Raw genomic sequence first — 24,943 nt, 5'->3', positions numbered from 1 at the left:
TGCGGGCGATCGACGCCGAGGCCGAGCGCTACTGGCAGAGCTGGGGCTTCATTCCCGCACGGGACAATCCGTCGGTGCTCATGCGCTCGATCCAGGACGTAAGCCTCTGGCGGCCGACAAAGGCCACTAGGTCCATGCGCGTAGCGCCTTCGACAGCGGCAGGGTCCGGGCGCGCCGGCCTGTGGCCGGCCGGGCTCTAGTCGCGGCGTCCGCCGCTCCCCGCGCCGCTTCGCCGTCTCGGCCTTCGGGTGACGATCCCTCGCGCAGGGCCAGAGGGAGAGGGCGGCCGGCGCGGGGCGGGGACGCTGGAGAGAAGGAAAGTCACGATGTCGATGATATTCATAGGTGGATCACACGAGATATTCGAGCTGCCGGAACCTGCCATCGCTCGCATCGGCGCGATCGTCGCCTCCGAGCACGGCGTGCTGATTGGCGATGCACCCGGAGCCGATGCCGAGGCGCAGGGCCTGCTCGCGGGCTACGGCTACGAACATGTCGGGGTATTCCATGCCGGCAAGGAACCCCGCAACAATCTGGGCGACTGGGCCGCTTACCCTGTTCCTTCTCCCGAGGGCGCCGAAGAATACTGGGTCCACGCCGCCAAAGACCGGGAGATGGCGCGGCGCGCCGACTTCGGAATGATGGTCTGGGATGGCGCATCGCCAGGCACGGCCGTCAACGTGCTTCGGCTCGCCATCGCGAACAAGCCGTGCGTCATTTACGATCTGGCCAGCGGCAGCATGGTGACCACCTACAGCGTGGAAGACTGGTGCGCCATGCTTCACCACGCTGGCTCGGACATTCGCCGCCAGGCCGAAGCCCGCATGACGCCGGACGAGCGTCTGGCGTTGCCGGGATGATGTACGCGCGCTCCGGCCTATACAGCCCGGCGGGTCCGATCCGACATGCTTGATCCGGCCCCGAGCCCCCAACTTCTCTTCGATGAACGGCCGGAGCCGGCCCCTTTCGAAACCGGCCCAAAGCGCGAAGGCGGGGCATGTGCAGATGATCATCCTGGTCCGTCTCGCATCTGAAGCGGGTGCAAGCGTACCGAACATCCGTTCTTGCACGGTCATCCAACCTGGCCGCGACGAATCGCCACTGGCGGTGTGAAGTTTCGCTGCCAGCCGACTCCGATCTCAAAACCGCTGTGCCGGCACGAACACGCAAGGCGGTTCGCGCGCCGTGCTGCGATTCGAGGTATTGACGATGCAGGCGACATGACCCGAGCAACTGGCGAGGCAAGCATGTTCCGGCGATCCGACAGCGTTGCGGCCAAGCGATGGCGGCCTGGGTTCTTGTCCATCTGCCGCATCCGGGGCCATTCCCGTTTCATGTCGCCTTTGTAGACGACCGCCTGCTTTGTGCGGTCAACCCCCCGTTGGGGGTACACGCGGCGTAAATTCAGGAAAATTCGATTTCTGTTTTTTGTCTGCGGACAGGGGAAGGGCCTGCCCGCACTTTTTCGGCAAATAGAATTTTCCAGAATTTTCGCCGCGATGACCGCAGCAGGACGGCCCTCTCCTTTGGCGCCATCGGGAATGGTCCCGATGCAACCGAAGGAGAACTACCATGGCCACCACGATCGCAAACCTCACCACCAAGGCCGACGGCTCGATGGAAGGCGTCTTCGCCACGCTCCGGGTCAACGCCCCGATCACCCTCATCCCGAACACCAACAAGTCGCGCGAGGACGCGCCCGACTACCGGATCGTCAACAAGCGCACGGGCTTCGAGATCGGAGCCGGCTGGCACCGCATCTCCCAGCGTTCGGGCGAGGAGTACCTCTCGGTCAAACTGGAAGCTCCCGAGATCGGCGTCATCTTCGGCAATCTCGCTCCCGCCCCGGGCGGCGAAGAGAACAAGAAGGTCATCCTCTGGAACAACCCCCAGTGACAGCCACGAGCGGGCCGGCGTCGAAAGGGGCCGGCCCATTCAGCTCACTTACCGGAACAAGGAGGCTATGATGAGCCGCTATACCATCACCGTCACCGGACGCGGCCGCTCGGACCCCGAGGCCATCATCGGCTACGACCCGCCGCTGCGAACCTATTTCCTGCAGGCATTCCCCCAAGAAGAGACCGACGAACCGGCGCTGTGGCTCGGCACATACGATCGGGACTTCGACACGATTGTCGCCCTGCACGCAGCAGCCTTTGCCAAAGGGTACGACTTCACGCCGCTTCCCGAGGAAGTCGCCGCGCAACTCGCCGCCGACAAGGCGGAACACGCCGGCCGGCCACGCCACGGCGGCTGTCTCGGCGAACCTCTGCGAAAGCCGCAATTCGAATAATCACTGGATAGCCAAGAGGCCTGCACCGGCGCAGGCCTCTTTTTTTTGCAGTCCCGCCGATTACATCCCCATCGTCAACGATTAGCTGACGCATCATGATAGCCGCGTCGTCTTTTGGCGTGCTCGATCGCCAAGCAAGCCGCGTGCGCCTCTTCTGCTTCCTGGTAGAGGTCGATACGGATACGGCCCGGCCGTCCGATCGTCCCCCACTCCCGTACAACACAGATGTCGCCGAACAGGCTCGGCGTTGTCGACAAGCTATAGTACCGCGCCATGTTGCACGCGGGATCGATGCGGTGGAGATGTGTCGTGGCATCTGTCGGCATGACGCCACATTCGCCGCTTACGTCCATCTCGTCCAACGAGTTCGATGAATCAGTCCGGCCTCATCGATTCACAATTTTGATGTGTGGAAGTGCCGCCAGCTTTGGGTGAGCCACCTTCGGCGGTCGGCACAACTTACGGCGTGCCGCCGCTCCCCGAGCCGGCTTCGCTCTCTCGGCCTCCGGCGACGATCCCTCTCGCGACGTCCCGGTCGGCGTCTTTGCCCACTACCTCGATGGCTGCTCGGAGCTTCTGTCTTCCCCCACCAGACCTTCGATCATGCTGAGCAGGCTGGATGCGGTCGAGGCGGGCATGTCCAGAATGCGCAGCATGAGCTTCAGCTTGTCGTCGGCCTCCTTGCGGCTTTCGCCGAAAAAATGCGGCGCTGCCGCATGGATCATCTCGATCGGCGAACAGTCGAGGATTTCGCAAAGGTGGATCAGCCGCGTCGCCTGCAGCTTCGAAAACGCCCGCTCATAGCGCGCGAAAATCGTCTCATGCAGCCCGACCATCATGCCGACCTGGGCGCGATTGAGGCGCTTCGCGTCGCGATGTTCGCGGATGAACTGGCTGAATATCTGCTCCATCTCGCCGAAGCTTCGAATGCCCTCGAAACCTGGCTTGCGATAGATAGGTTTCTCCGATTCTTCGCCGCTGGTTTCGACGAGCCCACATTCGTCGATATATTTCTGGACGTCCTTGATCGCCATGGCGAAGGCTTTTGCCCGCTCCTGTTGCCCCAAAAACACGTCGCTGTGACGCGTGTCTTCTCCCCCATCGGTCCTTCCACTGTGAAATCAGGACCAATTTGACATCAGTCTAGCAGCAAATAGGCGCTCCTATCAAATGTCGCCTTGGACAGCGAGCCGGGAGGCTGGAACCTGATCGGACTATCACGCGCCAATCTCGTCGAGATATTTAACGATCGCCGCCTCGATGATCGCCTGCATCGATGTCTCCGCATTGAACGATGCCAGCTTCAGCCGGCGCTTGGTCCGCCGATCAAGGCTCACATTGACGAAAAAGTTCTCCCCCTTCACGCGCTCCAGTTTCACCCGCCGCAGCGCCTTTCTCGCCTCCTGACGGATACCGATATCGGCTTCCGCCTTGTTGGCCGGACGCTCCGCCAGCCTAGCATCTGCCTCAGGCGCGCCCGCGTCCGGCACGTCGCCAGCCACCTTCTTTTTGGGAGCGGTCACGAACTCATCGAGCGATAGATGCTCTTTTCCGCTCACCGACCGCCCCCCGTCTGTCCATCAGCGCCCAAAAACTCATCGATCTCCTCCACAACGCTTTGCGTCTCCCGACGTGCCTTCGCGATCGCTTCCGTCAGTTCCTGCATCTGCAAGGTCCCGATGCCGTTCGGGATATCCTTGTACACGTTGCGCTCCATCACTTCGGTGCGGAAGAGATAGGTTCCGACCTTGTCCTCGATGATCGGCCGGATCTTCCGATAAAGTTCGGTGTGCCGCACGGTCAACGAGACACGCGTCCGCAGCACACCGTGACGGCAGCCGCGGCCGAGCGCCTGGTTGACGCGCAGGACGGATTCAAAACAGTCGATCGCGCCGAGTACCTCCCGCTTCGATGCCTGGATCGGCGAGATGACAAGATCGGACCATCCAATCACCGGATCGACGATCGCCGTGTCCTCGCCCGGCGTGTCGATCAGAATGTAGTCGAAGCCGCCGCCTGCGCGATCCAGATAAGTGCCGACCGCCTTGGCCGTCTTGTGGCCAACGACATCGACGCGCTCTGCCTGGGCTTCCTTCTCCCGGCAGTCGCTCCACCACTTGGTCAGATTGCTGCGCGCATCCATGTCGATCATCGCCACGGTTCGACCTCGAAGGGCATACTCGCCAGCGATGTTCATGAGAGCGGTGGTCTTGCCTGCGCCTCCCTTGCCGTTGATGGCGGAGATCACCGTCGGCATCCTCTTCTCCTACAAATATGGGTTTCTACTCACACACGAATCCGCGATTGCAGGGATGGGGATTCATGTGACTCAAGGCTCAGATGAATATACAAATGTAGAGTCAGATTGACCATGGAAAAATGGAAGATGCGCCAGAATTGCATAATTTCGGTGTCTATTTGATTGGCAGGATACGGAAAAATGTGATACATTTTCCGGGCGATCGAGGGACCAGCCCTCGATCGACGGCTTTCAGCCGGAAAAAGAGGCAGGAAGATCGGAGATGAAAACGCAAAACGCATCGTGTTCCAGGCGGGCCGCCAGACGGGAAAAGGTCGCCCATATCCGATTCTCGGAGTATGAAATCTCGGCCGTGGAAATCGCCGCGGAAAAAGCTGGTCTTTCCCTTTCGGCTTTTATCCGGTCGCTCTCCCTCGAAGGCGCCGGCATCCGACCGTTCATGAGCAGGGAAGATCGGTCGGTCTTGGAGATGCTCGTCCAGGACATGCGCGCCCTAAGTGGCAACCTCAATCAGCTTGCCCGCGCCCTCAACGGTAATCGACATCTCGCAGCGTCGGATCTTGCAGCGGCGATCGAGGATGCCCGCGCGATCGCAGTCACAGTGGCGGCCGAATTCGCCGCGATGACGAAGCACGCCGGCGCTGCCCGGCGCGGTGAAGCGATCTGATGGAATTCTTCCTCGGCGCCTTCGAGCGCGATTGGGAGCGTCGGCGGGCGGCTTTTCTCCACGAGTTGCAGATGGGCGAGCACAAAGAGCTCGACTGGGACTGGCCGCGAAGGGGAGGTGCAGTCCACCTACCAAGGGATGGTGGTTGTGACGGCGGCGCACGACGGGAGGGCCGCGCGGTTGCTTTGGGTGGCGCTGGTGGCGAGCAGCCAATGCGTGCGCGATTTGCGGCGCTCGCCCGGGGGAGCCAGCTCGCAGTGATCAAGCTTGCCTCGTACGGCAGCGGCATCAGGGCAGCGGCCATGGTGAGTTACGCCTCGCGTTCGGGTGAACTGCCGGTGGAAAATGAGAGGGGCGAGCGCATCCTCGGTAAAACGGCTCTGACTGAATTGCGTGCGGAATGGGAACACCTCTTCGACCACCGAGCAGCCAGTCGCGACATCGGTTTGTTTGAGGTCAAGATTTCCATGTCGTCGCCCCTGAGCGCAGACGACCGCTACGAATTCGCTCGAGAGGTACTGAGGGCAGGATTTGGCAAGCGACGCTTTGTCCTCGCTGTCCAGCAAAAGAACACCGACAAGCTAGAGGTTCGGGGCGTTGCCGTATTGCGCGACCCAAGCGGTGAGCGCCTGACCGCTGATGAAAGGGCGGCGGCGATCGTCCAGGAGAGGATCGCCAATTCCCATGTCGCTCGCGAAGCGGAAGTCCGCCTCCGATTCAGTGGCTACGGCAACGGCGTGGAGTTCGCGACGGCGCGGATACGCAAACTTGTCGAGCGCGTACAACAGGGTGGCGTTCGTGATGAGACGGGCCGCGTCATCGGAGACTTCGAAGAAGCCGGTGATCTCGTTCAGAAGAAATGGCGACGGGAATTGCACAGCCGCAAGGGCAGGGACGTCATGCATCTGGTCGTCTCGGCACGCGCCGGCACGGATCTAACGGCGTTCCAGGCCGCGGTGCGAGATTTCCTGGGAGAGCAGTTCGGGGGGCACCGTTATGTATTCGCATTGCATGCTCCCGACGATGATCCGAAGGAGGTTAGGCAAGGTGGTCGGCGGCCGCATGTGCATGCCCATGCCATTGTGACCATGCGGTCCGACACAGGCGAGCGGGTCGTGACCAGCCCGCGCGTCTTTCGGCAATGGCGCGCTTTGATAGCCCAGAAGTCGAAGGAGCGTGGCATAGACATGGAGATGACGGACCGGCGCGAATTTTGCAACCCGCCGGCATATGCGCAAAGCCAGGTGATGCCGGTGAGTTACGCTGGTCGTACCGAACATAAAGGCACGAGCAGCGCTGCACAGGCTCGTTACGACGGCAAGCGCGCCAACCGGCACTTTGTGTCCCGCTCAGAGCGCAGCGTGGGATATGCCCTCGCGGCAGTCCAGGTCTGGGAGGAAATCAAACATTCCGACCCAAACAAAACTGTGGTTGAGTTCGCGACGGCGCAGATCGATCGCCTTCATGCGGCATTTAGGGAGAGTCAAATAGACATCGGGAAACTCAAGATTTCTGCCAGCCCTACAAATCTGGAAGCCAATATGGTAGAGTTGGCGAGATTGGTCGGAGCTGGAGGTCCCCCCGTGCGAGCGATGACACGCCCTGAATTTGTAACTTACGAGAACCGCTTTGAGGAAGTGCTGGCGACGGTGGAGTCTTCTGTAAAGCCGGCCGAGCGCGCCTATTTCGACGAGATTGCCAGGGCCGCGCGCGAGGTAATCAATATCCGCCGCGAATATCTCAAGCTGATGGAACGCGAACGAGATGCCGGTATTAGCCAGCGAGAGTCCGCCGTCCAGGAAAAAGCGCTGACTTGGCCTGTCGCCTTGCAAAGTCGCGAAACGAGAAAACGGGACGAAGCGGTTGTGAGAGTCGGGCGATACGAAAGCGATCCGGAAGACTTCGCAGGGTCCCCGGCTTCCCGAAACAGCAAGTCCCCTAAGACCGATAGGGACATGACGAACGGTGGAATGGATGCCCCATCAACCGGCCTATTCCCCGCAGGTCTGCCCGACAGGGCGTCCAGTAGTGCTGCCGTAGGGGCCGAGCGCGGGGTTTTGAATCATCGCGTGGACCGGATATCTGGATCGGTTCTCAATGGCTATGTCGAAAGCGGGCCCGAGACCGCACCAGATGCCCGGCAGGAACGCCCCAGACGCGGCCGGGAAGGTGCGAAAGCCACCGGAGGACGTCCTCAGCAGCAGGCTCCACGTCTTCAAGAACTCGAACGTGAAGTAGAAGCGCGTCAGAACAGCCGCCATGGAAGGGAACGCTAAAAGGACTACGTTGCGACGGCAGCGCAGTCGCGCGCGCGACCGCAGACAGATGGTAAGCTAACCAATTGCGATCATTATACAAAAGTCAGTTCCATAATTAAGCTTATGCGACTTTCTGCTGTAGCAGCTAAGTTAAAATGTCCGGATCTGGCAAAGTAGGAATGTCGCTCCTGCCTTGCCAATCTCCCCGCGTTCGAGAGCGCGGGAGATTGCAGATTGGGACTGGTTCTGATGAGCGAACGCGAGCTGCGGCGTATCGAGGTTGTGTCGAAGGTTCTTGAGCAGCGAATGACAGGCGTTGCAGCGGCAAACCTGCTCGACGTTTCAGTTCGTCAGGTCCAGCGGCTGTTGAAGACGTTCCAAGCGGATGGCGCTGCGGCTCTCCGGCACAAGGCGCGTGGCCGGCGTTCCAACAATCGCATTGTCGATGGTGTTCGCGACTTCGTGCTTCAGCTGATCCGCGAACACTACATCGACTTCGGTCCCACGCTTGCCCGCGAGAAGCTGATCGAACGGCATCAGCTCGCGGTCAGCAAGGAGACGCTCCGCAAGTGGATGACGGAGGCTGGAATCTGGACGTCGCGCCGTGAACGCAAGCAGCGGCTGCATCAGCCGCGCGGGCGACGAGACTGCTTGGGCGAGATGGTGCAGATCGACGGCTCGCATCACTGGTGGTTCGAGAACCGTGGGCCCAAATGCGCCCTGCTCGTCTTCATCGACGATGCGACCGGCAAGCTGCTTCATCTGCGCTTTGCCGGCTCCGAGAACACGTTCGACTATCTGATCGCCACCAAGACGTATTTGCAGCAATGTGGGGAAGCCGATCTCCTTCTACAGCGACAAGCATGGCGTGTTTCGCACGACGCATGGTACGGAGAAGGATCGAACGACTGGCCTGACACAGTTCGGCCGGGCTCTTTATGAACTCAACATCGATATCATCTGTGCCAACACCCACAGGCCAAGGGTCGCGTCGAGCGCGCCAACCAAACGTTCCAGGACCGGCTTGTGAAGGAACTGCGCCTGCGCGGTATCAGCACGATCGAAGCTGCGAATGCCTATGCGGCCGAGTTCGCCGCCGATTTCAATGCCCGGTTCGGCAAGGAGCCACGCAATCCGAAGGATATGCATCGTCCCCTCGCCGATCACGAGAACCTAGACGGCGCCATGTGTCGCAAGGAATTCCGCACACTGTCGCAGGCCTTGACGCTGCGCTACGACAAGGTGCTGTTCATTCTCGATCCGACCGATACCGCGAAGCGGCTTGCCCGCAAAAAGGTCGTGGTCTGCGACTATCCCGACGTTCGCCTCGAGGTCATGCACGACGGCATCGCCCTACCCTACAGAACCTTCGACAAGCTGCGTTCGGTCATAGATCAGAGATTGTCGAGAACGAGCGACTTGATGCTGCCCTGGACCTGGTCGCTCAGATGCAGGCTGGCCGGGAGCTTCATCGCAGCCAGCGCGGGCCGCGGCGCACCGGACAGACGAACCACATGTTCGGGATCCCCGACGGCAGCCAGAGCAATGGCTATGTGAAGCGTGGCCGCAAGCCCGGCCGGAAGGCGGATTTCATGAACGATCCCGCCGTAATCGCCCGACGAGAACGGGCGCTGGCAAGATTGGAAGCTGCGGAATGAGATTTCGCAAGCAGAAGCATCAATGATGAACTGGGATTAGCGGCGCAGGCTGCGTCTTGGAACACTCGACGGACACCGGGCCACCTTTGCCCGGCCACGCGCAGTCCCAATCTGGCCCGAAGCCAAAATTCCCTTGGGTTTGTGTCAGTCGGGTTTGTATTGGAAAAATCGCCAAAGCAATAACGACGGGGTGCTTTCCAAACTCAATGTGCAAAACCGCACTGAGCGGCTCTCATGGTGCGCGAGTTCCGCGACCGGGAAAGGACCCTGATAAGGTGGCGCGGAGGGATTTGAGACGCACAACGCGCAAATAGCTTCGACCGCGCTTACGCACGAGTTGTCCGATTGTTTATCGGCGTGCGGCGATGCGTGCGAGATCGGTATAAATTGTGGCGCGGTCTCCGTCGTGCTTTTCGATTAGGGCCAACGTTTCCACCCGCGTCATTTGCCCAAGCTTCATCAGAAATTCGAACTCGTGCTTTGGTATCGACGCCGCTAGGCGTTCGAGCTTCATTTTTCTGCTTTCACGTCCGCCAATCATGAACGTCAGCGACCAGTTGGTCGCGCCTGGACAATACCTACGTCAAAATTGGGCGGCAACTCCAAGTGTGTGTCCTTGAACGCGGCTGTTTTAATCGTGTCCACGGGCGTGATAATCACCATTCGTGCCATTCGCTCGGGGAAGATTGGTTTTCCAGAAATTAGGAAGATGACGGCCAGAATACCTAGCAGCAGAACGGTGGCGAATATATTGGCGATGATCTCTCCAATTTGCACACTGCTCTCCGCGTTGTAGATCTGGGTCCCTGTCAGAACCGTCCCGTTATCGACCACTGCGCCGCAGTATGTGATGTTGCAAACTCATGGAGCTCGACCGTGTCCGGCCCGGCCGTGCCCACGTTCAGCCCCTGCCCTGGAATCGAGACTAAAGCCAGCGGTCACTTCTACAACTATTCGCGCATTTCGGTGTCCTCCTGACGTGGGACAACATCCTGTGTGGCACCACTGCTCCTGGGCGGGCAAGCGCCGCAGCAACGCTGGGTAGGTGCATTTTCATACTTTTTCCCCTCTTCAAATCTGGCGAACAGCGCAACCGCCTGTGCGACAGCGATCCAAACCCGTCGCTAGACCAAAAGTTCCTCTGCCGGGCTTCAGTCTGAACTCGGGCAGGTCCAAAGTCCGGTCGGAAAACGCGATGTCCTTGCCATGAAGGCGCTGGATATCGCCTCTTGCCTAGTGTCGCTCTCGCCTTCCGGGGGCGCGAGAGCGCACGGAAGTGATGAGGCCAATGCCGGCGCAGCCGGGTTTGCACGATCGTGCGGGCCGGATGGAATTGATGGCCATTGTGTTGCAGTCGGCCGCTCTGCGAGCCTGCGCCCCGGCTTTGCATGGGAGCAATGGCGGCGAAGCATGTTTCCCAACGGACCGACGAGGGTATCCGCAGCCGGTCAGAACGATGAAAGGGAAGCTTACTTTATAATGTTGTGCGAGGGACGTGGATTTTACAAAGAAATGTACTATTTTTCGCCTTGGCGGGGCGGAGAATCAAACGTCGCCCAAATCGTCTGATACAATAAGAGGAAATTAGATGACCAGTGCTCTCGAACAAGCCGGCCAGCTGGATACGGTGTCCATAGCCGCTGACATTGTTGCCGCCTATGTGTCGAACAATCCACTGCCGGTCGGCGAGTTGCCGAAATTGATCGGCGATATCCATGCCGCTTTGAAAGGTATCGGCACGCCGGCGACGGAACCTGTGGTCAAGCAAGAACCGGCAGTATCGATCAAGAAGTCCGTGACGCCGGACTTCCTCATCTGCCTGGAGGACGGAAAAAAGTTCAAATCGCTCAGGCGGCATCTTCAGCACTTTAACCTGACCCCCGACCAATATCGGCAGAAGTGGAACCTGCCGGCCGACTACCCGATGGTGGCTCCGAACTATGCGGCGACCCGGTCGGCCCTGGCGAAATCAATTGGACTTGGGCGCAAAGCACCAGCCACCAATCCTGCTGCGGCAGAAAAACGCAAGGCGGTCGTGCGTGCGGCGGCAGCAAGGACTACTGCGGCTGCAATCAAGTCGCCGGTCAAGAAGGCGCGCAAGGCGCCGGCCAAGCGTAGGCCTGCTGCGTCTCACGGAGGCCTGGGCTGAGCTTGACTTAAACATAGCCGAGCCCCGCCTTGCGGCGGGGCTTCGGTGCGGCGGTGCCAGATGAGCGAGAAGTCGCCCTTGGCGTGCCTCGACGGGATCGCGTAGATCGGATCGGGGAAGCTGGAATCGCCGAGCCTGCCTACCCGAACTCGGCGCGCCGGCGAAGTTGCGGAAGCTGGGACGCCGGCGGCCGGGGAACCTCACCGTCTTGGCATTGAGGTTGAGGGTCTTGACTGACCCGGAGAAGCCGTTCGCGGTGCGCAAGAAGTGCCGATCGTAGCCATGTCCCATTGATTGCTGGCGGCAGCGGCTTCCAAACCGCCCGTGACGATTTCCGGTCTCACGGGGATTCGATGCAAGTCTGCTTTGAGACCGCAGGCGAGGATAGCCGCGTCAAACCTGATCCTCCGCGCTTGGCCGATTGACCCGCTGCGGACACCCCTCACGCACGGTGAAACATTGCAGGGAAAGGGTCGTTTCACGGTAGGCGTCCGATGCCGGAGGTGATGCGCTGCGTGACGTTTTCGATAAAAGTGGTGGAAATTCCCCGTTCGAGCCTTGGTTTGCAGCGGCTCCCTTGCCGCGATGACAGTGCAGAGCTGCCTGTGTCATAAGACCAGCCGTTGAACCAACGCAGAGGCATGGAAACAATGGCTGTAAACACGATAGATATCGCCGAGCGCCTTGCAGACGCGCACGGCCTGTCGAAGACCCAAGCGAAAACGGTGGTGGAGGAAGTGTTGAAAAGCATTGCCGAGGCCGCTGCCAAGGGCGAGGAAGTCAGCCTCAACGGCTTCGGCAAGTTCAAGGTACAGAACAAACCAGCACGTGATGGCCGCAACCCGTCGACTGGCGCCACGATCAAGATCGCCGCATCCAGGAAGATCGTCTTCCAGCCGGCAAAGGCTCTCAAGAACTCGGTGAACGGCTGACCATTTAATGACGATACGTCTCGCCTGATGGTAGCATGCTCTCCTGTTGGGCGATGGTGTGTCATGCCAAGATCATCAGCTTCTCATTGCTGCCCTTCTTAGGTCGAGGTCCCCGGCCGCGCCAATGGCGCGGGCGGAAAATTCTCCAACAAGCTGGTGGGCGACGACCTTCACCGGAAGCCGAGCGTGATGGCCTTGGCGGGCACAAAGTCAATCGTCCGCTACGTCGACCTTCGACCTCACCTTGCGATGTCCTCCGGCGGCGGCCACGACGCCTTCAATGACCGACATTGGGCGCAGAATGCGATTGGGTGGGGCCCGGACCACCCTTGAACCGAAGCGGGTGAATTCGCCCAACCATACCCTTCGAATGTTCGATTTCGAGAAATCAGGTGGACCGGTCGAAGCGGCCCGATTTACGAAGCCTCGCAAGCAGGCTCGCGGCCGCGCCGCTGTAGCTAACAACGACCTGCTCTGCCATTGGCAGCGAATTCCACGCGGTTAGTTCGACAACTAGATGGTTGTTGTCTTCGTCTACCGGTGCGGAGCTGAGTCGTCCGTTCTTATCCATGACGATTGCGACGGTGCCGTCTGCATACTCAATTGCCGCCATCCTCTGAATTTGAATGTCGCCGTCGACACGAATATCGAACAAGATAGATCCGCCAGTCTTCTCAGCAACGTCCCCCACTCGATCGGAAAACGGCCGACTCATACCCTCCGCGCACGCGAGCGACTGCTCCAGCAAGACCAGTTCCGCATATTCCGCCTTCATGTTGTGAGAGTGCGCGGCAGGCCGTGCGGGACCAAAAGGGCATGGATGGCTTGTCCACACGAAAAGGCTACGTCTCCTGCAACTGCCCTCTGAGCCTTGGGCCCAACGCATGTTCTGATCCAAAACGCGACCCAAAGCCATGCACCTGGCGCAAAACTGGCGAGGGTGGGCCAGACGCGCTGAACCCACGCAAACGATGCTCCCAGAATGTTAACGGGAGAACTTAACGAAGCTCGGCGCGTTTTATCGATCTTGGCGACCTTGTGGATAACTGTCCAGACATGGCCCGGATTCAGGAAATAGGTGATTTCCTTTTTTCGCATATCCACTGGGCGCCGCCCCCCGCGACACTAGGTGTCCGGAGCATTTGAGAACCCTTCGCCTGCCAGTACTATGTCAGTCGCGCGAATAACGGTTCTGTCGCGATTGCAGCGATCACAGATTCCCTTGACACGGTCGAAGTCGGAGGTGGTTCCAAGTGCCCCAGTGATCTGACTGACTTGAGCTGGGGTTACATTCAACTCGTCCACGATACAACTATCGCATATAGCCTTTGGTTTTTGAGTGGTGATCCACGAATTGATGCGCTGGGCAGTGTTCATTCACATGCGTCCGCTCGTTTGCCGAAGGATCCCGTTATCGCCGACCTTTAAACAATTAGTAGCATCTAACCGCTGGGCCATTAATGTAACAGACAGCAGGCCGGAGCCGCGCTTGCCTTTGATTGGACAACGGATAGGTGCCGACGCCGTCGATCTCGATGCGGCAAGGGGATTCTTGCTGGCACTCACCTAAAAGCCATTTACGATCCACGGATTGGTGTCGTATCCGAGGCGCGGCTTTTCCGGCGTTGCTCCATCCGGCAATTTGGCCGTTCCGGTCAAACCGCAGTCCAGCTCTGGCAACGGCTTCTTGGCCAAATGCTTGGTAGAGCAAAGCGCAGCCGCGTCACTGACCACCACCTTCTTCTCCTTGGCAACAGCGACCCCTGTCGCAGCGATCACGATTGCCGCGCAAAATATAGCCACTCTCATCGTACTTCCCCATTTGCGCATCTCCAAGATGCGGGGCCATGACCTTACGTCACTTTGATATTAGCGCAAGCGAATATTCCCTCCATCCGCTGCTCATCGGCCTTGTCGATGGGGGCTGTCCTAAGAGACCTCGATAGGGCCTTTGCCCTAGCTCAGTTTGCGCGGCAACGCCCGCCCCAGACAGTTTTGCCCCCGTCCGAGGCGGGCTGTGGAAGCTGAATGGAGGCAGCTTCCGGCCTTGGCCCACGGGGATTAAAACCAAGACCGATTCAGAACTTCACGGGGCGAACAATGTTCCGGCCGTGGCGATCGTCCGTCGACCTCACATTAGCCCTGGCTAACTCGCTGGACTCTCTTCGCCAACGGAAGCATTTTGCCCGCGGAGAGATGGGACGTGGGCAAAGTCCCAGCAATATTGTCGCCGATCAAGGCGCAGATCATAATGAAGCCGCGTGGCACCATGTTTCTGGATCACAAATCGAAGCCGGTTCGATTTCGCGATCGAGCGGTCGCCGCTCGGTTCTTTCGTCTTCGAAATCGCGCTTGGAGGTCGGCCTTTGTTATGGAATGCCCCTGATGATCACGCACGCGCGACTCAACGCCGTGAGCGACATTTGGTTCGGTCTACGTTTTCCGCTTCAAAGGAAAGGTGGCATCACCGTCTTCCTCACCCGACAGGACGCGTGGGTTGGCGCTTGAGATACCGTCATTGCTTCCGCCCCTGTGACGCTTTTCCGACTGGCCTCTCGCATCTGCTTCAGGCTTCTTGCCGAAACGCTTGCTAGCGTCTTCGTTATCGGATTTGTCAGGCATGGCGCTCTCCTTTGCAATGCATTGGCAACGCTTCCACCGATGTGAGGTTCCCGGACAGTCGCCGACGTTGTACGGCGCCAACAGCTTCATCGAGGAGCAGGCCTAGAGCGCCATTGAAAAGGTGGGTTACGCCGACGGCTCGGCCTGACGAAAGACGAAAGGTATCCGACGTGGCACCGCGAACAAGGGCGGCAGATCCGCGCCATTGCTCTCGACAACGCAACGTTGTTGCCGGCAGCAACTGATCACAAGCCGAGAACCCAAGATGAAAAAAACGGGACCGCTCGACGATTACGACGATGCCAACGATGCCGTCGGGGAGCTTGAGGCCACTGGTGTGCCGCGCTCCGATAAAGGTGTTGCTTCTTGGCCGGGGTCGAAGGATCGAAAAACTCCGTGGCGCATTTAAGGTTCGGCTAATAATGGCCCCAGGAGAAAACCAATGAAGAAGACACTGCTCATTTTGAGTCTAATTATTCCGCTGGCGGCATGCTCCCGCACCGAACAAGGCGCTGCCGTTGGTGGCTTGGGTGGCGCAGCCATAGGCGCAGCAGTGGCCGGCGACCCGGTGCAAGGAGCGGTTGTTGGCGGGGCGGTCGGAGCAGTGGCGGGGGCGGTCATCGGGCACGCCAGCGAAGCCGGTCAGTGCAGATATCGCGATCGGCATGGCCGGGTTTACGTTGCACGGTGCCCGGACGGATACTGATCTCAGGGCGCGTGATCACATTCGATCACGCGCCTCCAGGAGCGCAAAAGACCAGCGGCAATTTTTTCTCCAGCGGTCGGGCAAGATTAGGTTCAACTATGCGGCGCAGTCAGGGATCAGCGCGATCGCAGATGGAAAATCCTTGGTGGTCTATAACAGGAAGCTCAAGACATCGCGGCTCTACGCCCTTTCGAAGACCCCGCTCAAGCTTCTGCTCGACGACCAGGTCGATTTCTCTGGCAATCGCATCAAAAGCATCAGAGATAATGGCGCCGAGGTCGTGATCAAACTGGCTGACAAGCCGACCTTCGGAAATTCCAATATCGCTATGGTGTTCGACAGGAAGTCGCTCGATCTTCGCAGATGGATCTTACCGACGAGAAGGGCCTTACTACGACGGTCGCTATAACCAACGTGAAGCAGGGCGTTCGCACTCCCGCGGGCACGCACCTTCGCGATCGACTATGCGGCAAACCGGGAATTCAACACCCCAACGAAATAGTCGGCAGCGCGAGCCGGCGCGTTCCAGGACAAGCGCGAAGACCCTGCGCAACTGCGATTCCTTAAATGTCGCTGTTCGGCTCGACACGGCGTTGCTCGTGCTCATCGCTTCCCTAGTCTACACGGGGGCGGTGGATTCAAGGATGTTTGCCCATGATTGAGCTTGCTATCTTGCGAACACAAGCTGTGCCGTGGCCCCTGCCCCGCCATTCCTTTCGGCCCGCGACGGTTTGAACTCCCGCGTCTTCAACCTGATCTGGTCGATGTACCCTAATGAGGAGTTGCTCGACGGTATTCGGTGCTGCGACGTTCGCCTACACGCTCGCCCTGGTAAACGGTGACCCTAACCTTCGGGGAGATAGGTCTTTTAACAGGCGCTTCCGCTCAATGATGAACGCATATGGTCTTGCCAGATTTCTGACGACAAAAAAGAGAGTGTCTCAGCAATCCAGAAAACGATCGGCAGCTCGACAGCGAATAGCAGCTCGACGCCAAAAGTGTAGCTGAAAGGTCGGCCCTACAGCGAGATGGAGCCCGCTGCCTGGGCGGGGGCTAGGGGTTGAGGCAGCGGGCTTTGTAGGCGAGGTGGGCCAGATGCTCTGAACCCACGCAAACGATGATCCCACAGTGTTAATGAGACCTTAACGAAGCTCGGCGCATTCTATTGATCTTGGCGATCTGTGGATAACCGTCTGGCTAGCCTCTGAAAGCGTGATTTGAATGGGCGAAGACTTGGGACGATGGCGCAAACGACTTCGTCCTGATCGACAGGCGCATGAAGGGGCAAGGTCGGCGGATCTACCTTTCGAGAATTGGCAAGCCAGGAAATGGTTCTAGGCGCTGCACGATTACATCGAGGATGGTGCGATAGAGGCTGGTGACCTCCTCGTCGATCTCTATCCGCTTGATGCCGAGTGCACTGGCTTCGCTCAAGAGGCGGTTGGTCAACTCGTCGGCTGAGATGACATCAGCCGTCACAGTTTCACGAATGTTGTCGGCCAGCATCTAGAAAATTGATTCCTAAACATCCAAAACGCTAGCAGCGCGCCAAAGGCCAGTACGAGAACTGCGGCCGCGACCAGAGCGAGCAGGCCGGACAGTGAAACTCCATCGGGACGTCGCGTAGCTCGTCGCACAAAGCCATTTCCGTCGTCTTCTCAACCCGAGTTTCTTCGATCAGCACGGCGGGAAGTTGCCCGGCGAACAGTGGGGCTGTCCGCCGCCCTAGTCCAATCAAGACGTTTGCGGGGCGGCGAGAAAGGACGCAGCGATCAGGTCGTCGCCGTGAATCCGGCCGCTGGAGTCCTCCATGAGGGAAGCCACCTTGTGGAATGCAGTGATTTCCGCCTCTGTGATCCGAGCATCGCGTATCCTGGCCTGGAGATGAGCCAGTCGGGCGGCGAGTGCAACCGAAGTGTCGACTTCATCCATCATCTTCGTTCTCCCGGTAAGATCTAGCGTCCAGCTCCGCCGCCAGGCCGGCGGCGGAGCGAGGGCAATCCGCTCAGTCGTAGACCTTCACAATTTTTCGGGTGCCCGGGTCGACGAGGACTGTGTGTTTGTCGACCACCACATAGCGGTATTTGACGTTCGGAACCTCGTGGAGTTCGACCGTGTCCGGCAGAGCCGTGCCGACGTTGAGTTCCACTCCCGGAATCTTGACTGAAGCCAGCGGCTGCTTCTTCACGTACTCGCGCACGACGGTGTCCTGCTCAGGTGTGATGATAACGTCCTGGGCCGCCACTGCGCCAATGCCGGCGAGCAGAACGAGCGCCGCAGCGGCGCTGGTTAGGTTTATTCTCATTTATTTTCTCCTCTTGTGATCTGGCGACAGCAGGACCGCTGTGCGCCAGCGATCCAACAAGTCTACGGTACAAACGTTCCTCTGCCGGGACTTCAGTCTGATCTCGGAGAAGACCAAAGTCCGGTAACAAAACGGAATGGTCTTACCTTTTGGGGCCTAGGCGGAACGGCTTAGAGCCGAGGTTGTTGCTTGTCCAAATAGGGAGAAAGTAGATGGATAAAAGCGTTGGTCAGGCACGCTGGTTGCTAGCACCGATCTTCCGCGCGGCCGCAGGTCATGGATCGGCACAGCTACGTCCCTTCCTGTGCTGGTAGGACCCGCGGGCCCGCTTCGGTGGTCTGGCGGGCCCTCTATTCTCGATGGGTATTGTCGGATGAGAGTGGCGAGGCGAACAATCCTGCGAATGGTATCATGCGCCCGATCCTGGGTTGCCAGACGCCGTAGCCCAAGCACTTATTTCCGGGTCCAATTCTCAACATGCTGCGATCATGGAAGCGCTCAACCAAAGGGCGGGCCTACTTTACGAACTGCTATGTCACCGCAATGGAACTTAAAGGCAGGAAGACGCTTACTAGCCCATGGGCACACGCGCGGCTGAAATGTTCGCTAAACCGCTCGCACAGGACGAACTATCCGGCGATCCGTTGGTGGCGACCCATATATCAAACAGGACTTTGAAGGCGGCTGAGAGCGCTCAGACGATTGCGAAGTCAGAGCGGCCGGAGGCGATAAAAGAGTATAAGATTCCGGGCATCGGAGCTGTAGCAGACAAAGACGACGTACTGCATACTGAAATTGCCAACCCTCTAATCCGTGTGATCATGCCAGCCTATCAAAGCGATTTTTTTCCCGTACTTTTACTCCTCGCGATCTATACGCTGTTTGCGTTCAGTGCGGCTCTGTTCCTTCTTCTAGGGTGGATCATGTATACTGCCTAGAAAGCTAGAAGCCGCAATGGGGCAGCAATCGAAGCTTCCTAAAGAGACTTTCCGGCCTTCATCGTAGCTCGCTCAATCGGAAGCTGTGTTTCCGTACTCGCGTTGTCTTTCCGGATCATGTTGTGCGCCGCGATCAGCCGCTTTAGTGGCCGCAGGATCTCGCCGCGCGACCCGCCGGCCTCCATCATGCAATCGACGATGGCTTGGAAACCGGGTTCCATCGCCTCCTGGCAGTCGATTGCGCGGTCTGGATATTCGCCCGTTCGTCTTGGTTTATAGATCACCGTGTTGGCGATGCTCGAGACAGAACCAGTGCGATGGCTGTCTCGGCTTTGCAAATCCGAACGGCGCGCGCTTCATGCATCCCTCGGACTCACGCACCTGCTACCTTGACGTTCAATGAAAATCCACGATCCGATAAACACGCTTGGCGAGGCGACCCGACACAACCTGCCCGGAAGAGATCGGCCGTGGGTTGAGGAAGTGAGGACGCGGTGTGATCTCTTCACGCGATCACACCATGACGCTGCCCCGATAAATCGGCCATTTGTGCGGCGCGGCGCACATGTTTCCGCCTGGCCGGTGCCTTTACCCCCAACGCCCCCTGCCCAACGAGGCGCCGGCCACTTTCATCGCCGCTCGAAAGTCGGCTTCCAATCGCGGTTCCGCTCCCGATTTTGGCGCCCATAGGCAGAGATGTACGTGAAGAACACCGGCGCCGATCGCGGCCCGCGGACTTGCAGTGCGATGAGACGAACAATCCAGCAAGATCATCATGCATTGAACCATGGCCAGGCCCAAGGCGGTCTATGAGTGCTTTAATGTCGAGTTTGGTCGATCTGCAGCACGGCGGTTGGCTGCAGTTGACGTGGACGCTTTCGCGAGCGGCGAGGGTCTTGAGATTGAGAAAGGTCGACGCGACGAGAGGACTATATTCTTCGCCTAGATCCCGTTGGCAAGGGCTATTCGGGCAGGCCGGGTCGTAATGCACAATCCACTCGAACAAGGTGCGGTAGATGCTGTCGACCTCTTCATCGATTTCCTCACGCTTAATCCCCAGCGCTTTGGCCGTCGGAAAACAGCTTGTGCGTGAGTTCGTGGATCGAAACGACCTCAGACTTCGACGTTTCCGGGACATTGCTCGAAATCCATCGGTGGAGGAAGTTGATTCCGCGCGTGCTCAGCTTCAGCCCGGTGCCGATATTAGGTTCCACGGCTAACGCCCCAGCGGCTGCCTCGACAGTGAGACGAGCTCGGCCTCATCCTTTATCCCGGCCATGTAGTTGGCAATGATCCGGGAGGCCAAGCGGCCCTGCGCATCGGATGATTGGGCGTCGACGAGTTTGAGTTGGTCGAAAACCCGCCCCAGCAGGGCCAGTTCGGCACGATCAAAAATCCCGGCGTCCACAGCTTTCCGTCTAATGGGCATCTAATCCCTCCATCCTGCAGCGAGGCGTGGCGGAGGTCTTCCTCGCCCCGCAGATGCTTCACGCGGCCGATGATGCCAGACTTGACCCATTGCGTCGCCGGCCGCTTCATGCCCTTCGGAACCGTCCCTGCATACTGCTGAACGCGTTCCCGAAGGCGTTCGCGCATCTGCCGGTTCAAGGTGAGGAACGCGCTCCCGACATAGCGCCCGGTGCTCTGCCATCAGGACGAAGGCAGGCTTGCCAGCTCGCGCTCGACCCCGAGCAGCTCGTATTCGTCGACCGAGTAGCATTTCGCCTTCAACCAGTTCGTCACCGGGGCGCTGCGGTATATGCTGTCGCGCCGCTTCGATACCATCCCCTCAAGCCCTGCCTGGTCAAGCAGGTGGAAGATCGCCTTTGCTTCGCCCGGCAGCCGCTCGCTGAATTGGATGCGCCCTCCCGGCTCGATCCTGCTGCCCAGTATCTCCCGACGCTCCTCCAGGGCCATGTCGCGCAGATCATGGCCGTTTGCCAGCAGATCGAAGGCGACGAAAAACGGATTGTGCTGCCGGCCCGTGATGGCTTTGCGCAGTTCGCCGAAGTCGGACAGGCCGGCATCGTTGAGCACGATGATTTCGCCGTCGATGATAACGTGCTTCGCCGCTTCCCTGACCAGGTCTCCCGATATTTCGCCGTCCAGTCATGGCCGTTGCGCGTGTAGTTCCTGATGCCGTCGCATTGATAATCATTTGCGATCGGTACCCGTCGAACTTGACCTCGTGAATCCAATTCTCGCGCTCCGGCGGCTTCTCCACCAAGCTCGCCATCAGAGGCCTGATGAACTCCAAACGCATGCACAGGACTCACGAACTGCGATTCAATTAGTTTTAGCTAAAATAGTTCCAAAACCCAAAACGATGGTCGCCGGAAACAAATCGGCCCTGGCGACGTTGCGCTCAATCGACGTTAGCCGGGAGAAGCGAGCATGGCCGACGATAAGAGCAAGCGGGACTTTCGTGACCGTAACCAGGTCTCTGCCGATGAGGACTATGAGGTCCAGTACTTCGCGGAGAAGGCTGGGATTACGCCAGAACAGGTCAGGGATTTGATTCGCAAGCACGGCAACAGCCGGGAGACGCTGGAGCGGGAAGCGAAGGCACTTAAAAACAGGTAAGGGCAAATGCCGGTCTATCAGGTGGATAAGTTATACCTCGACGAAGTTCTCTCTTCGGACACCCTGGAGGAGGAAAATGCGACACAAGCGGCCGAAAGAATTGCCGGTCGGCCCGTTCACGCCGAGCCTAGCAGCCGTATTGGCCCCGTGTTGTCGATGAATCTGAGGCGACGGTGCATGACTTCAGCGTTGAGGGAATTGACGTGAAAGACCTCGCAAAGTGACGAAGCTATCCGACCTTGGCCCTCCGATCCCCGGCGTTCTCAACCGAGACGACCTCATTCGGTCAGACGGCCACTTCTACAATTGCCCGAACTGCGGACAGCGGGTCGACCAGCGCGATCTCCGTCAGGTATTCTATCACGAGGAGCCGGGGCACGAGCCGCTGGAGCCGGAGCCGGAGCCGGAGCCGGAGCAGGAGCCGGAGCCGGAGCGGGAAACGACCATCCTGAAATTCACAGCGCCACGGTCTACCAAATAGCATCCCGATGGAGCCGGCTTGCACCAGATGCCGGTTGCGCGATACTGAAGCGGGAGATGAAACAGGAGGATCGGATGCCGCAGACCGAGGATAGCTTGGTCGTCGCCGTCATTGAGGGCTATGTCCTGGCCGTGTCCACTGCCGACGCAGACGGGTTGCGCGCTGCCTTCCATCCTTCTGCGTCGGTGATAGGCAACTACCAGGGCTCGGTCGAGTGGCTAAGTGTGGACGCCTATGTTCTCGAGGTAGTTGGCGCCGGCCTGCCGCCTAACAACAACCCAAACTGGACGCTCACTTCAATCGACATCACAGACGATGCGGCCTCGGCGAAGATTGAAGACGAGTTCGGCACCATGAAATTTACCAATTACCTGTCGTTCCTCAAGATTGAAGGCGCTTGGAAAATCGTGAGCAAACTCTACAAACTTCAAGACTGATCCAGCCTGAAATCGATAGTGGCATTTGGCAAATTGTTCCGCCATCCACCGATCGATAAAGTTGATCCCGCGCGCGCTCAAGTAAACGTCTCCTACTAACGGCGGCCCCGAAGGCGATGAACGTCGGATTGCACTACTGAAAGTAGACTATCGAGACCTTCCATCTGGGATGATATGCCGTCTTCAGCAAATTCACGCCCGTAGAAATTCTACTTGCAACTTCGCGCGGTCCACCGCGGCGTTCCATCGATCCTCACCGGGTTGGGGCTCCGCACGCACATCACCGACTGTCCAGGCCGAAGCAAGGGTCAATGAGGCCCGAAATACCTGCTTGCCGGTATCGTCACGGACTTTGACCACGAACGACCTGCGTGGGCTGTCCGGTAGCATCTCCCTTTGCGAGGTCGGGTAGAACGGAAACCGCGTGGAATTCGACGTCTTTGAGGGTGGCGGCGCACTCAATGCCATCCGCGTCCTCGAATGTGTCACCTCCATCCCGAATATCGAAGAAAAACAGCGCCATCATCTGCTCCGGACAAACTCTGAGATAAGCAACTTGCTTTTGGGAAATGTTCCGGGAGGGGCGACGTACCCACGCCACCCTCAAATGATGTAGACCGCAATTCAACAACGGCCCTACGATGTCCAAGTCGTCCGCCTCCCCCGGCATTCGGACGCTTGGAAGTCAACTCAGGTGCTTTCGCCCAACACACGGATGAAAGCTATGGCTGAAGACCCCAAGAATCTCGGTCCTGATTCCGTTGAAATCATCGAAAACATGGGAGAGTGGTTCGTCCGCGTTGTACGGGCGGGGAAGGCCCACGTTACCACATTTGAGGTAGAGTCCTACGCCAGGGCGTACGCCGAGGGTCAGCGTATTCGACTGCGGTCCGACCAACACGAATAGGTACGCTGCGATGCAGAGATTCCGAGGAAACCTCGTTTCCAAGCCCGCCGATGACCCATATGAGGTTGTTGAATTTGCCAACAAATTCGGTCTTACCGCAAAGGCGGCAGAGATCATCCTTCATGCCAACGGGAGTTCGCGTTGCTGTGATGGTGCCGCACGTTCGTTTGTCCAGGCCGTGAGCGTTCGGAATAGGCAACAACGCGACAAAGACTAGCCCTGCGAGCGACCGGCCGGCTCAACGCCGGAAATAGATTAGCCATAAGGCGTCAGCGGCTACCGGTCCGGCGGCGAGCCAAAAGCCACTCGCGCCATGAAGAGCCCCAGCACGATTCCGAATAGAGCCAGTCACATTCGGAGCCCGGCCTCATCGCCGAGCCTCTCAATAGCAGGTCTGCAATAAAAAGCCCGCCACTGACGAAGCAGTGACGGGCTCCGGCCACGCTACCCGCGTAGCCTGCGACTGGCACCTTCCGGAGTAGCCCGTCGCCGCTCGTCAACATGCAATTACCGGCGAAGTTCCACAGAAAAATCCCGCCACTGCGCTGAAGGCAGGGACAGGCTCTTATTTGTCCGCTCGGCCAAGGGACAATCGAGCGCATGCAGAACCTCAGGGACGTAAATGGTTTCCTGGTTCACGGAGTTCAAGAAATCCAAAGCGCGGCCGAACCAAGCCAAGAGGGGCGCGATTGCAAGCAGCATGCTGGCTGTGGCAGCGGAAGGCTCCGGATAGGACGACATGATCACAAAGCCCACGATAGAATCAGCAGACCAAAAGCAACAGGCAGGATCGCCGCCAAGGCGCCCTCGATCATCAGCAATTCGTTATGTTTGAACACGTAGACCTCGCCATCCTGGATTTTTGGGTATAATTTCCAACTTCCCAGACAGTTCCGTCCCTCCAGCGTTTGACTGGGAAGTTGGACTTAAGTCTGCTCACGGCCAGCCAGAAGGCCCACCCGGAACATATTCAGGAATTCTTGCAAATGGAATTAAACCGGTGCGCCAAAAACAGGTGACTCCGGTGAAAGTTTCCCCGAAATTTTTGCCTAAAAACCTCAAATGTTATTGCTCGGGCGGCTCACCCACTGCCTCTTCATCGGCTTCCGCTTCCATCGTGGCGGCCACGGGCTTGATCTCTGCACCAATCGGAACCCCGTCGAATCCCTGCAGCCAGGCCTCGGCATGTTCCTTCTAGAACTCGGGCACGACGCGATCTTTGTCGTCCTTGCGGGCCTGTACGCCATACATCCATGCGTACGTCACGCGCTCTTGGTCTTTCTTGGCGACGGCCATCAATCGTCCTCCCGGAAGTTTGGAGCGATGCGTGCCTCAGATCCTCCTCGCCGCGCAAGTGCTTCACGCGGCCAATGATGCCCGGCTTGACCCGTTGCGTGGCCGGCCGCTTCATGCCCTTTGGCGCCGGGCCGGCATTTCCTGGACGCGCTTCCACAGTCGCTCGCGGGTGGCCCGGCTGGAGTTGATGAAAGCAGAGCCGACATAGCGCCGGTGCCACGCTCGGCCATCAACGCGAAGGCGGGTTTACCGGGCTCGCGCACGACGCCGATCAGATCGAACTCTTCGACCGAGTAGCATTTTGCCTTCAACCAGTTGGTCGACGGCCGCTGCGGTATTTGCTGTCGCGCCGCTTTGAAACAATAACCCATAATTATTTCCAGCCAGCTAGGCCATTGATCTAGCTGAGTTTTTTCTTGCTTGCCGCGCCGAAGCCGACGCCCAGTCCGTC

General features: G+C 58.8%; 28 protein-coding genes and 5 pseudogenes. 15 read left to right on the top strand and 18 right to left on the bottom strand.

What is annotated here, in order from left to right:
- From ACWGS8_RS22940 to ACWGS8_RS22925, 4 genes and pseudogenes are all read left to right on the top strand, one after another.
- Positions 1–200: pseudogene (locus ACWGS8_RS22940) on the top strand (hypothetical protein); the annotation flags it as partial.
- Positions 201–326: 126 nt separating this feature from the next.
- The gene (locus tag ACWGS8_RS22935) at positions 327–860 is read left to right on the top strand and encodes a hypothetical protein (protein WP_454583020.1); all 534 of its coding nucleotides are present in this window, start codon (positions 327–329) and stop codon (positions 858–860) included.
- A gap of 712 nt (positions 861–1,572) precedes the next feature.
- A complete protein-coding gene (locus tag ACWGS8_RS22930) occupies positions 1,573–1,896 on the top strand; it encodes a DUF736 domain-containing protein (protein WP_006205585.1) in 324 nt (107 codons plus the stop codon).
- Positions 1,897–1,966: 70 nt separating this feature from the next.
- On the top strand, positions 1,967–2,293 hold the full coding sequence (locus ACWGS8_RS22925; RefSeq protein ID WP_454583019.1) for a hypothetical protein: 327 nt from the start codon (positions 1,967–1,969) through the stop codon (positions 2,291–2,293).
- Positions 2,294–2,367: 74 nt separating this feature from the next.
- Here the strand turns inward: ACWGS8_RS22925 and ACWGS8_RS22920 are convergent, their stop codons facing one another.
- The 4 genes from ACWGS8_RS22920 to ACWGS8_RS22905 all read right to left on the bottom strand — a co-directional run bounded on the left by ACWGS8_RS22920 (position 2,368) and on the right by ACWGS8_RS22905 (position 4,550).
- On the bottom strand, positions 2,368–2,619 hold the full coding sequence (locus ACWGS8_RS22920) for a WGR domain-containing protein (RefSeq protein ID WP_454583048.1): 252 nt from the start codon (positions 2,617–2,619) through the stop codon (positions 2,368–2,370).
- A gap of 225 nt (positions 2,620–2,844) precedes the next feature.
- Positions 2,845–3,327 (bottom strand): helix-turn-helix domain-containing protein, encoded by a 483-nt coding sequence (locus ACWGS8_RS22915; protein WP_454583018.1) that lies wholly within the window; start codon positions 3,325–3,327, stop codon positions 2,845–2,847.
- A 183-nt stretch (positions 3,328–3,510) separates the two neighbouring features.
- Positions 3,511–3,852 carry a hypothetical protein gene (locus ACWGS8_RS22910; protein WP_454583017.1) on the bottom strand — a complete coding sequence of 114 codons (342 nt, stop codon included), beginning with the start codon at positions 3,850–3,852 and terminating at the stop codon, positions 3,511–3,513.
- A complete protein-coding gene (locus tag ACWGS8_RS22905) occupies positions 3,849–4,550 on the bottom strand; it encodes a ParA family protein (RefSeq protein ID WP_454583016.1) in 702 nt (233 codons plus the stop codon). The genes ACWGS8_RS22910 and ACWGS8_RS22905 overlap by 4 nt, the downstream gene beginning before the upstream one ends.
- A 265-nt stretch (positions 4,551–4,815) precedes the next feature.
- Here ACWGS8_RS22905 and ACWGS8_RS22900 point away from each other — a divergent pair, with 265 nt between their 5' ends.
- The 3 genes and pseudogenes from ACWGS8_RS22900 (at position 4,816) to ACWGS8_RS22890 (ending at position 9,136) form a co-directional block, all read left to right on the top strand.
- Positions 4,816–5,220: a plasmid mobilization protein gene (locus ACWGS8_RS22900; RefSeq protein WP_454583015.1), complete on the top strand. Its 405-nt coding sequence runs from the start codon at positions 4,816–4,818 to the stop codon at positions 5,218–5,220.
- Positions 5,220–7,496 carry a relaxase/mobilization nuclease domain-containing protein gene (locus tag ACWGS8_RS22895; RefSeq protein ID WP_454583014.1) on the top strand — a complete coding sequence of 759 codons (2,277 nt, stop codon included), beginning with the start codon at positions 5,220–5,222 and terminating at the stop codon, positions 7,494–7,496. The genes ACWGS8_RS22900 and ACWGS8_RS22895 overlap by 1 nt, the downstream gene beginning before the upstream one ends.
- Before the next feature lie 231 nt (positions 7,497–7,727).
- Positions 7,728–9,136: pseudogene (locus ACWGS8_RS22890) on the top strand (ISNCY family transposase).
- Between the two features lie 349 nt (positions 9,137–9,485).
- Here the strand turns inward: ACWGS8_RS22890 and ACWGS8_RS22885 are convergent.
- The 3 genes and pseudogenes from ACWGS8_RS22885 to ACWGS8_RS22875 all read right to left on the bottom strand — a co-directional run.
- Positions 9,486–9,650 carry a hypothetical protein gene (locus ACWGS8_RS22885; protein WP_454583013.1) on the bottom strand — a complete coding sequence of 55 codons (165 nt, stop codon included), beginning with the start codon at positions 9,648–9,650 and terminating at the stop codon, positions 9,486–9,488.
- A 32-nt stretch (positions 9,651–9,682) separates the two neighbouring features.
- On the bottom strand, positions 9,683–9,913 hold the full coding sequence (locus ACWGS8_RS22880; protein WP_454583053.1) for a polymerase: 231 nt from the start codon (positions 9,911–9,913) through the stop codon (positions 9,683–9,685).
- Positions 9,914–9,946: 33 nt separating this feature from the next.
- Positions 9,947–10,193: pseudogene (locus ACWGS8_RS22875) on the bottom strand (DUF1236 domain-containing protein); the annotation flags it as partial.
- Positions 10,194–10,724: 531 nt separating this feature from the next.
- On the opposite strand from ACWGS8_RS22875, the pseudogene ACWGS8_RS22870 reads away from it, so the two are divergent.
- Positions 10,725–11,168, top strand: a pseudogene (locus ACWGS8_RS22870) (MucR family transcriptional regulator); the annotation flags it as partial.
- Between the two features lie 767 nt (positions 11,169–11,935).
- Positions 11,936–12,217 carry an HU family DNA-binding protein gene (locus ACWGS8_RS22865; protein ID WP_454583012.1) on the top strand — a complete coding sequence of 94 codons (282 nt, stop codon included), beginning with the start codon at positions 11,936–11,938 and terminating at the stop codon, positions 12,215–12,217.
- A 388-nt stretch (positions 12,218–12,605) separates the two neighbouring features.
- Here ACWGS8_RS22865 and ACWGS8_RS22860 read toward each other — a convergent pair whose 3' ends face one another.
- The 3 genes from ACWGS8_RS22860 to ACWGS8_RS22850 all read right to left on the bottom strand — a co-directional run bounded on the left by ACWGS8_RS22860 (position 12,606) and on the right by ACWGS8_RS22850 (position 14,839).
- Complete coding sequence (locus ACWGS8_RS22860) at positions 12,606–12,992, bottom strand: hypothetical protein (protein WP_454583011.1); 387 nt, start codon at positions 12,990–12,992, stop codon at positions 12,606–12,608.
- A 791-nt stretch (positions 12,993–13,783) separates the two neighbouring features.
- Entirely contained in the window at positions 13,784–14,026 is a 243-nt protein-coding gene (locus ACWGS8_RS22855) for a hypothetical protein (RefSeq protein WP_454583010.1), read from the bottom strand.
- A 624-nt stretch (positions 14,027–14,650) separates the two neighbouring features.
- Positions 14,651–14,839: a hypothetical protein gene (locus ACWGS8_RS22850; protein WP_454583009.1), complete on the bottom strand. Its 189-nt coding sequence runs from the start codon at positions 14,837–14,839 to the stop codon at positions 14,651–14,653.
- A gap of 442 nt (positions 14,840–15,281) precedes the next feature.
- Between ACWGS8_RS22850 and ACWGS8_RS22845 the strand changes: the two genes are divergently transcribed.
- Both ACWGS8_RS22845 and ACWGS8_RS22840 read left to right on the top strand, forming a co-directional pair.
- The gene (locus tag ACWGS8_RS22845) at positions 15,282–15,545 is read left to right on the top strand and encodes a YMGG-like glycine zipper-containing protein (RefSeq protein WP_454583008.1); all 264 of its coding nucleotides are present in this window, start codon (positions 15,282–15,284) and stop codon (positions 15,543–15,545) included.
- Positions 15,505–15,954, top strand: coding sequence for an outer-membrane lipoprotein carrier protein LolA (locus ACWGS8_RS22840; RefSeq protein ID WP_454583007.1), 450 nt, complete (start codon positions 15,505–15,507; stop codon positions 15,952–15,954). The genes ACWGS8_RS22845 and ACWGS8_RS22840 overlap by 41 nt, the downstream gene beginning before the upstream one ends.
- Positions 15,955–16,844: 890 nt before the next feature.
- Here ACWGS8_RS22840 and ACWGS8_RS22835 read toward each other — a convergent pair.
- The 3 genes from ACWGS8_RS22835 to ACWGS8_RS22825 all read right to left on the bottom strand — a co-directional run bounded on the left by ACWGS8_RS22835 (position 16,845) and on the right by ACWGS8_RS22825 (position 17,850).
- Positions 16,845–17,051: a DUF768 domain-containing protein gene (locus ACWGS8_RS22835; protein ID WP_454583006.1), complete on the bottom strand. Its 207-nt coding sequence runs from the start codon at positions 17,049–17,051 to the stop codon at positions 16,845–16,847.
- Between the two features lie 228 nt (positions 17,052–17,279).
- On the bottom strand, positions 17,280–17,480 hold the full coding sequence (locus tag ACWGS8_RS22830; RefSeq protein ID WP_123170376.1) for a hypothetical protein: 201 nt from the start codon (positions 17,478–17,480) through the stop codon (positions 17,280–17,282).
- Positions 17,481–17,550: 70 nt separating this feature from the next.
- Positions 17,551–17,850, bottom strand: a complete 300-nt coding sequence (locus tag ACWGS8_RS22825; protein WP_454583005.1) for a DUF1236 domain-containing protein — start codon at positions 17,848–17,850, stop codon at positions 17,551–17,553.
- A gap of 578 nt (positions 17,851–18,428) precedes the next feature.
- Here ACWGS8_RS22825 and ACWGS8_RS22820 point away from each other — a divergent pair.
- The gene (locus ACWGS8_RS22820) at positions 18,429–18,788 is read left to right on the top strand and encodes a hypothetical protein (protein WP_454583004.1); all 360 of its coding nucleotides are present in this window, start codon (positions 18,429–18,431) and stop codon (positions 18,786–18,788) included.
- A gap of 38 nt (positions 18,789–18,826) precedes the next feature.
- On the opposite strand, the gene ACWGS8_RS22815 is transcribed toward ACWGS8_RS22820, so the two are convergent.
- From ACWGS8_RS22815 to ACWGS8_RS22800, 4 genes and pseudogenes are all read right to left on the bottom strand, one after another.
- A complete protein-coding gene (locus ACWGS8_RS22815) occupies positions 18,827–19,009 on the bottom strand; it encodes a hypothetical protein (protein ID WP_454583003.1) in 183 nt (60 codons plus the stop codon).
- Between the two features lie 828 nt (positions 19,010–19,837).
- A complete protein-coding gene (locus ACWGS8_RS22810; RefSeq protein WP_454583002.1) occupies positions 19,838–20,002 on the bottom strand; it encodes a DUF768 domain-containing protein in 165 nt (54 codons plus the stop codon).
- Between the two features lie 2 nt (positions 20,003–20,004).
- Positions 20,005–20,217, bottom strand: coding sequence for a hypothetical protein (locus tag ACWGS8_RS22805; protein ID WP_454583001.1), 213 nt, complete (start codon positions 20,215–20,217; stop codon positions 20,005–20,007).
- An 11-nt stretch (positions 20,218–20,228) separates the two neighbouring features.
- Positions 20,229–21,051, bottom strand: a pseudogene (locus tag ACWGS8_RS22800) (ATP-dependent DNA ligase); the annotation flags it as partial.
- 131 nt (positions 21,052–21,182) lie between these two features.
- Between ACWGS8_RS22800 and ACWGS8_RS22795 the strand changes: the two are divergent.
- On the top strand, positions 21,183–21,371 hold the full coding sequence (locus ACWGS8_RS22795; protein ID WP_454583000.1) for a DUF3606 domain-containing protein: 189 nt from the start codon (positions 21,183–21,185) through the stop codon (positions 21,369–21,371).
- Positions 21,372–21,926: 555 nt separating this feature from the next.
- Entirely contained in the window at positions 21,927–22,289 is a 363-nt protein-coding gene (locus tag ACWGS8_RS22790) for a nuclear transport factor 2 family protein (protein ID WP_454582999.1), read from the top strand.
- Between the two features lie 343 nt (positions 22,290–22,632).
- Here the strand turns inward: ACWGS8_RS22790 and ACWGS8_RS22785 are convergent, their stop codons facing one another.
- Entirely contained in the window at positions 22,633–22,812 is a 180-nt protein-coding gene (locus ACWGS8_RS22785; RefSeq protein ID WP_454582998.1) for a DUF6894 family protein, read from the bottom strand.
- Between the two features lie 1,711 nt (positions 22,813–24,523).
- Between ACWGS8_RS22785 and ACWGS8_RS22780 the strand changes: the two genes are divergently transcribed.
- Positions 24,524–24,700, top strand: coding sequence for a hypothetical protein (locus ACWGS8_RS22780; RefSeq protein WP_454582997.1), 177 nt, complete (start codon positions 24,524–24,526; stop codon positions 24,698–24,700).
- Positions 24,701–24,943: the final 243 nt, after the last annotated feature.

It is taken from the genome of Mesorhizobium sp. 43Arga (assembly GCF_053714255.1).
This window is presented reverse-complemented; position numbering and strand designations above follow the sequence as displayed.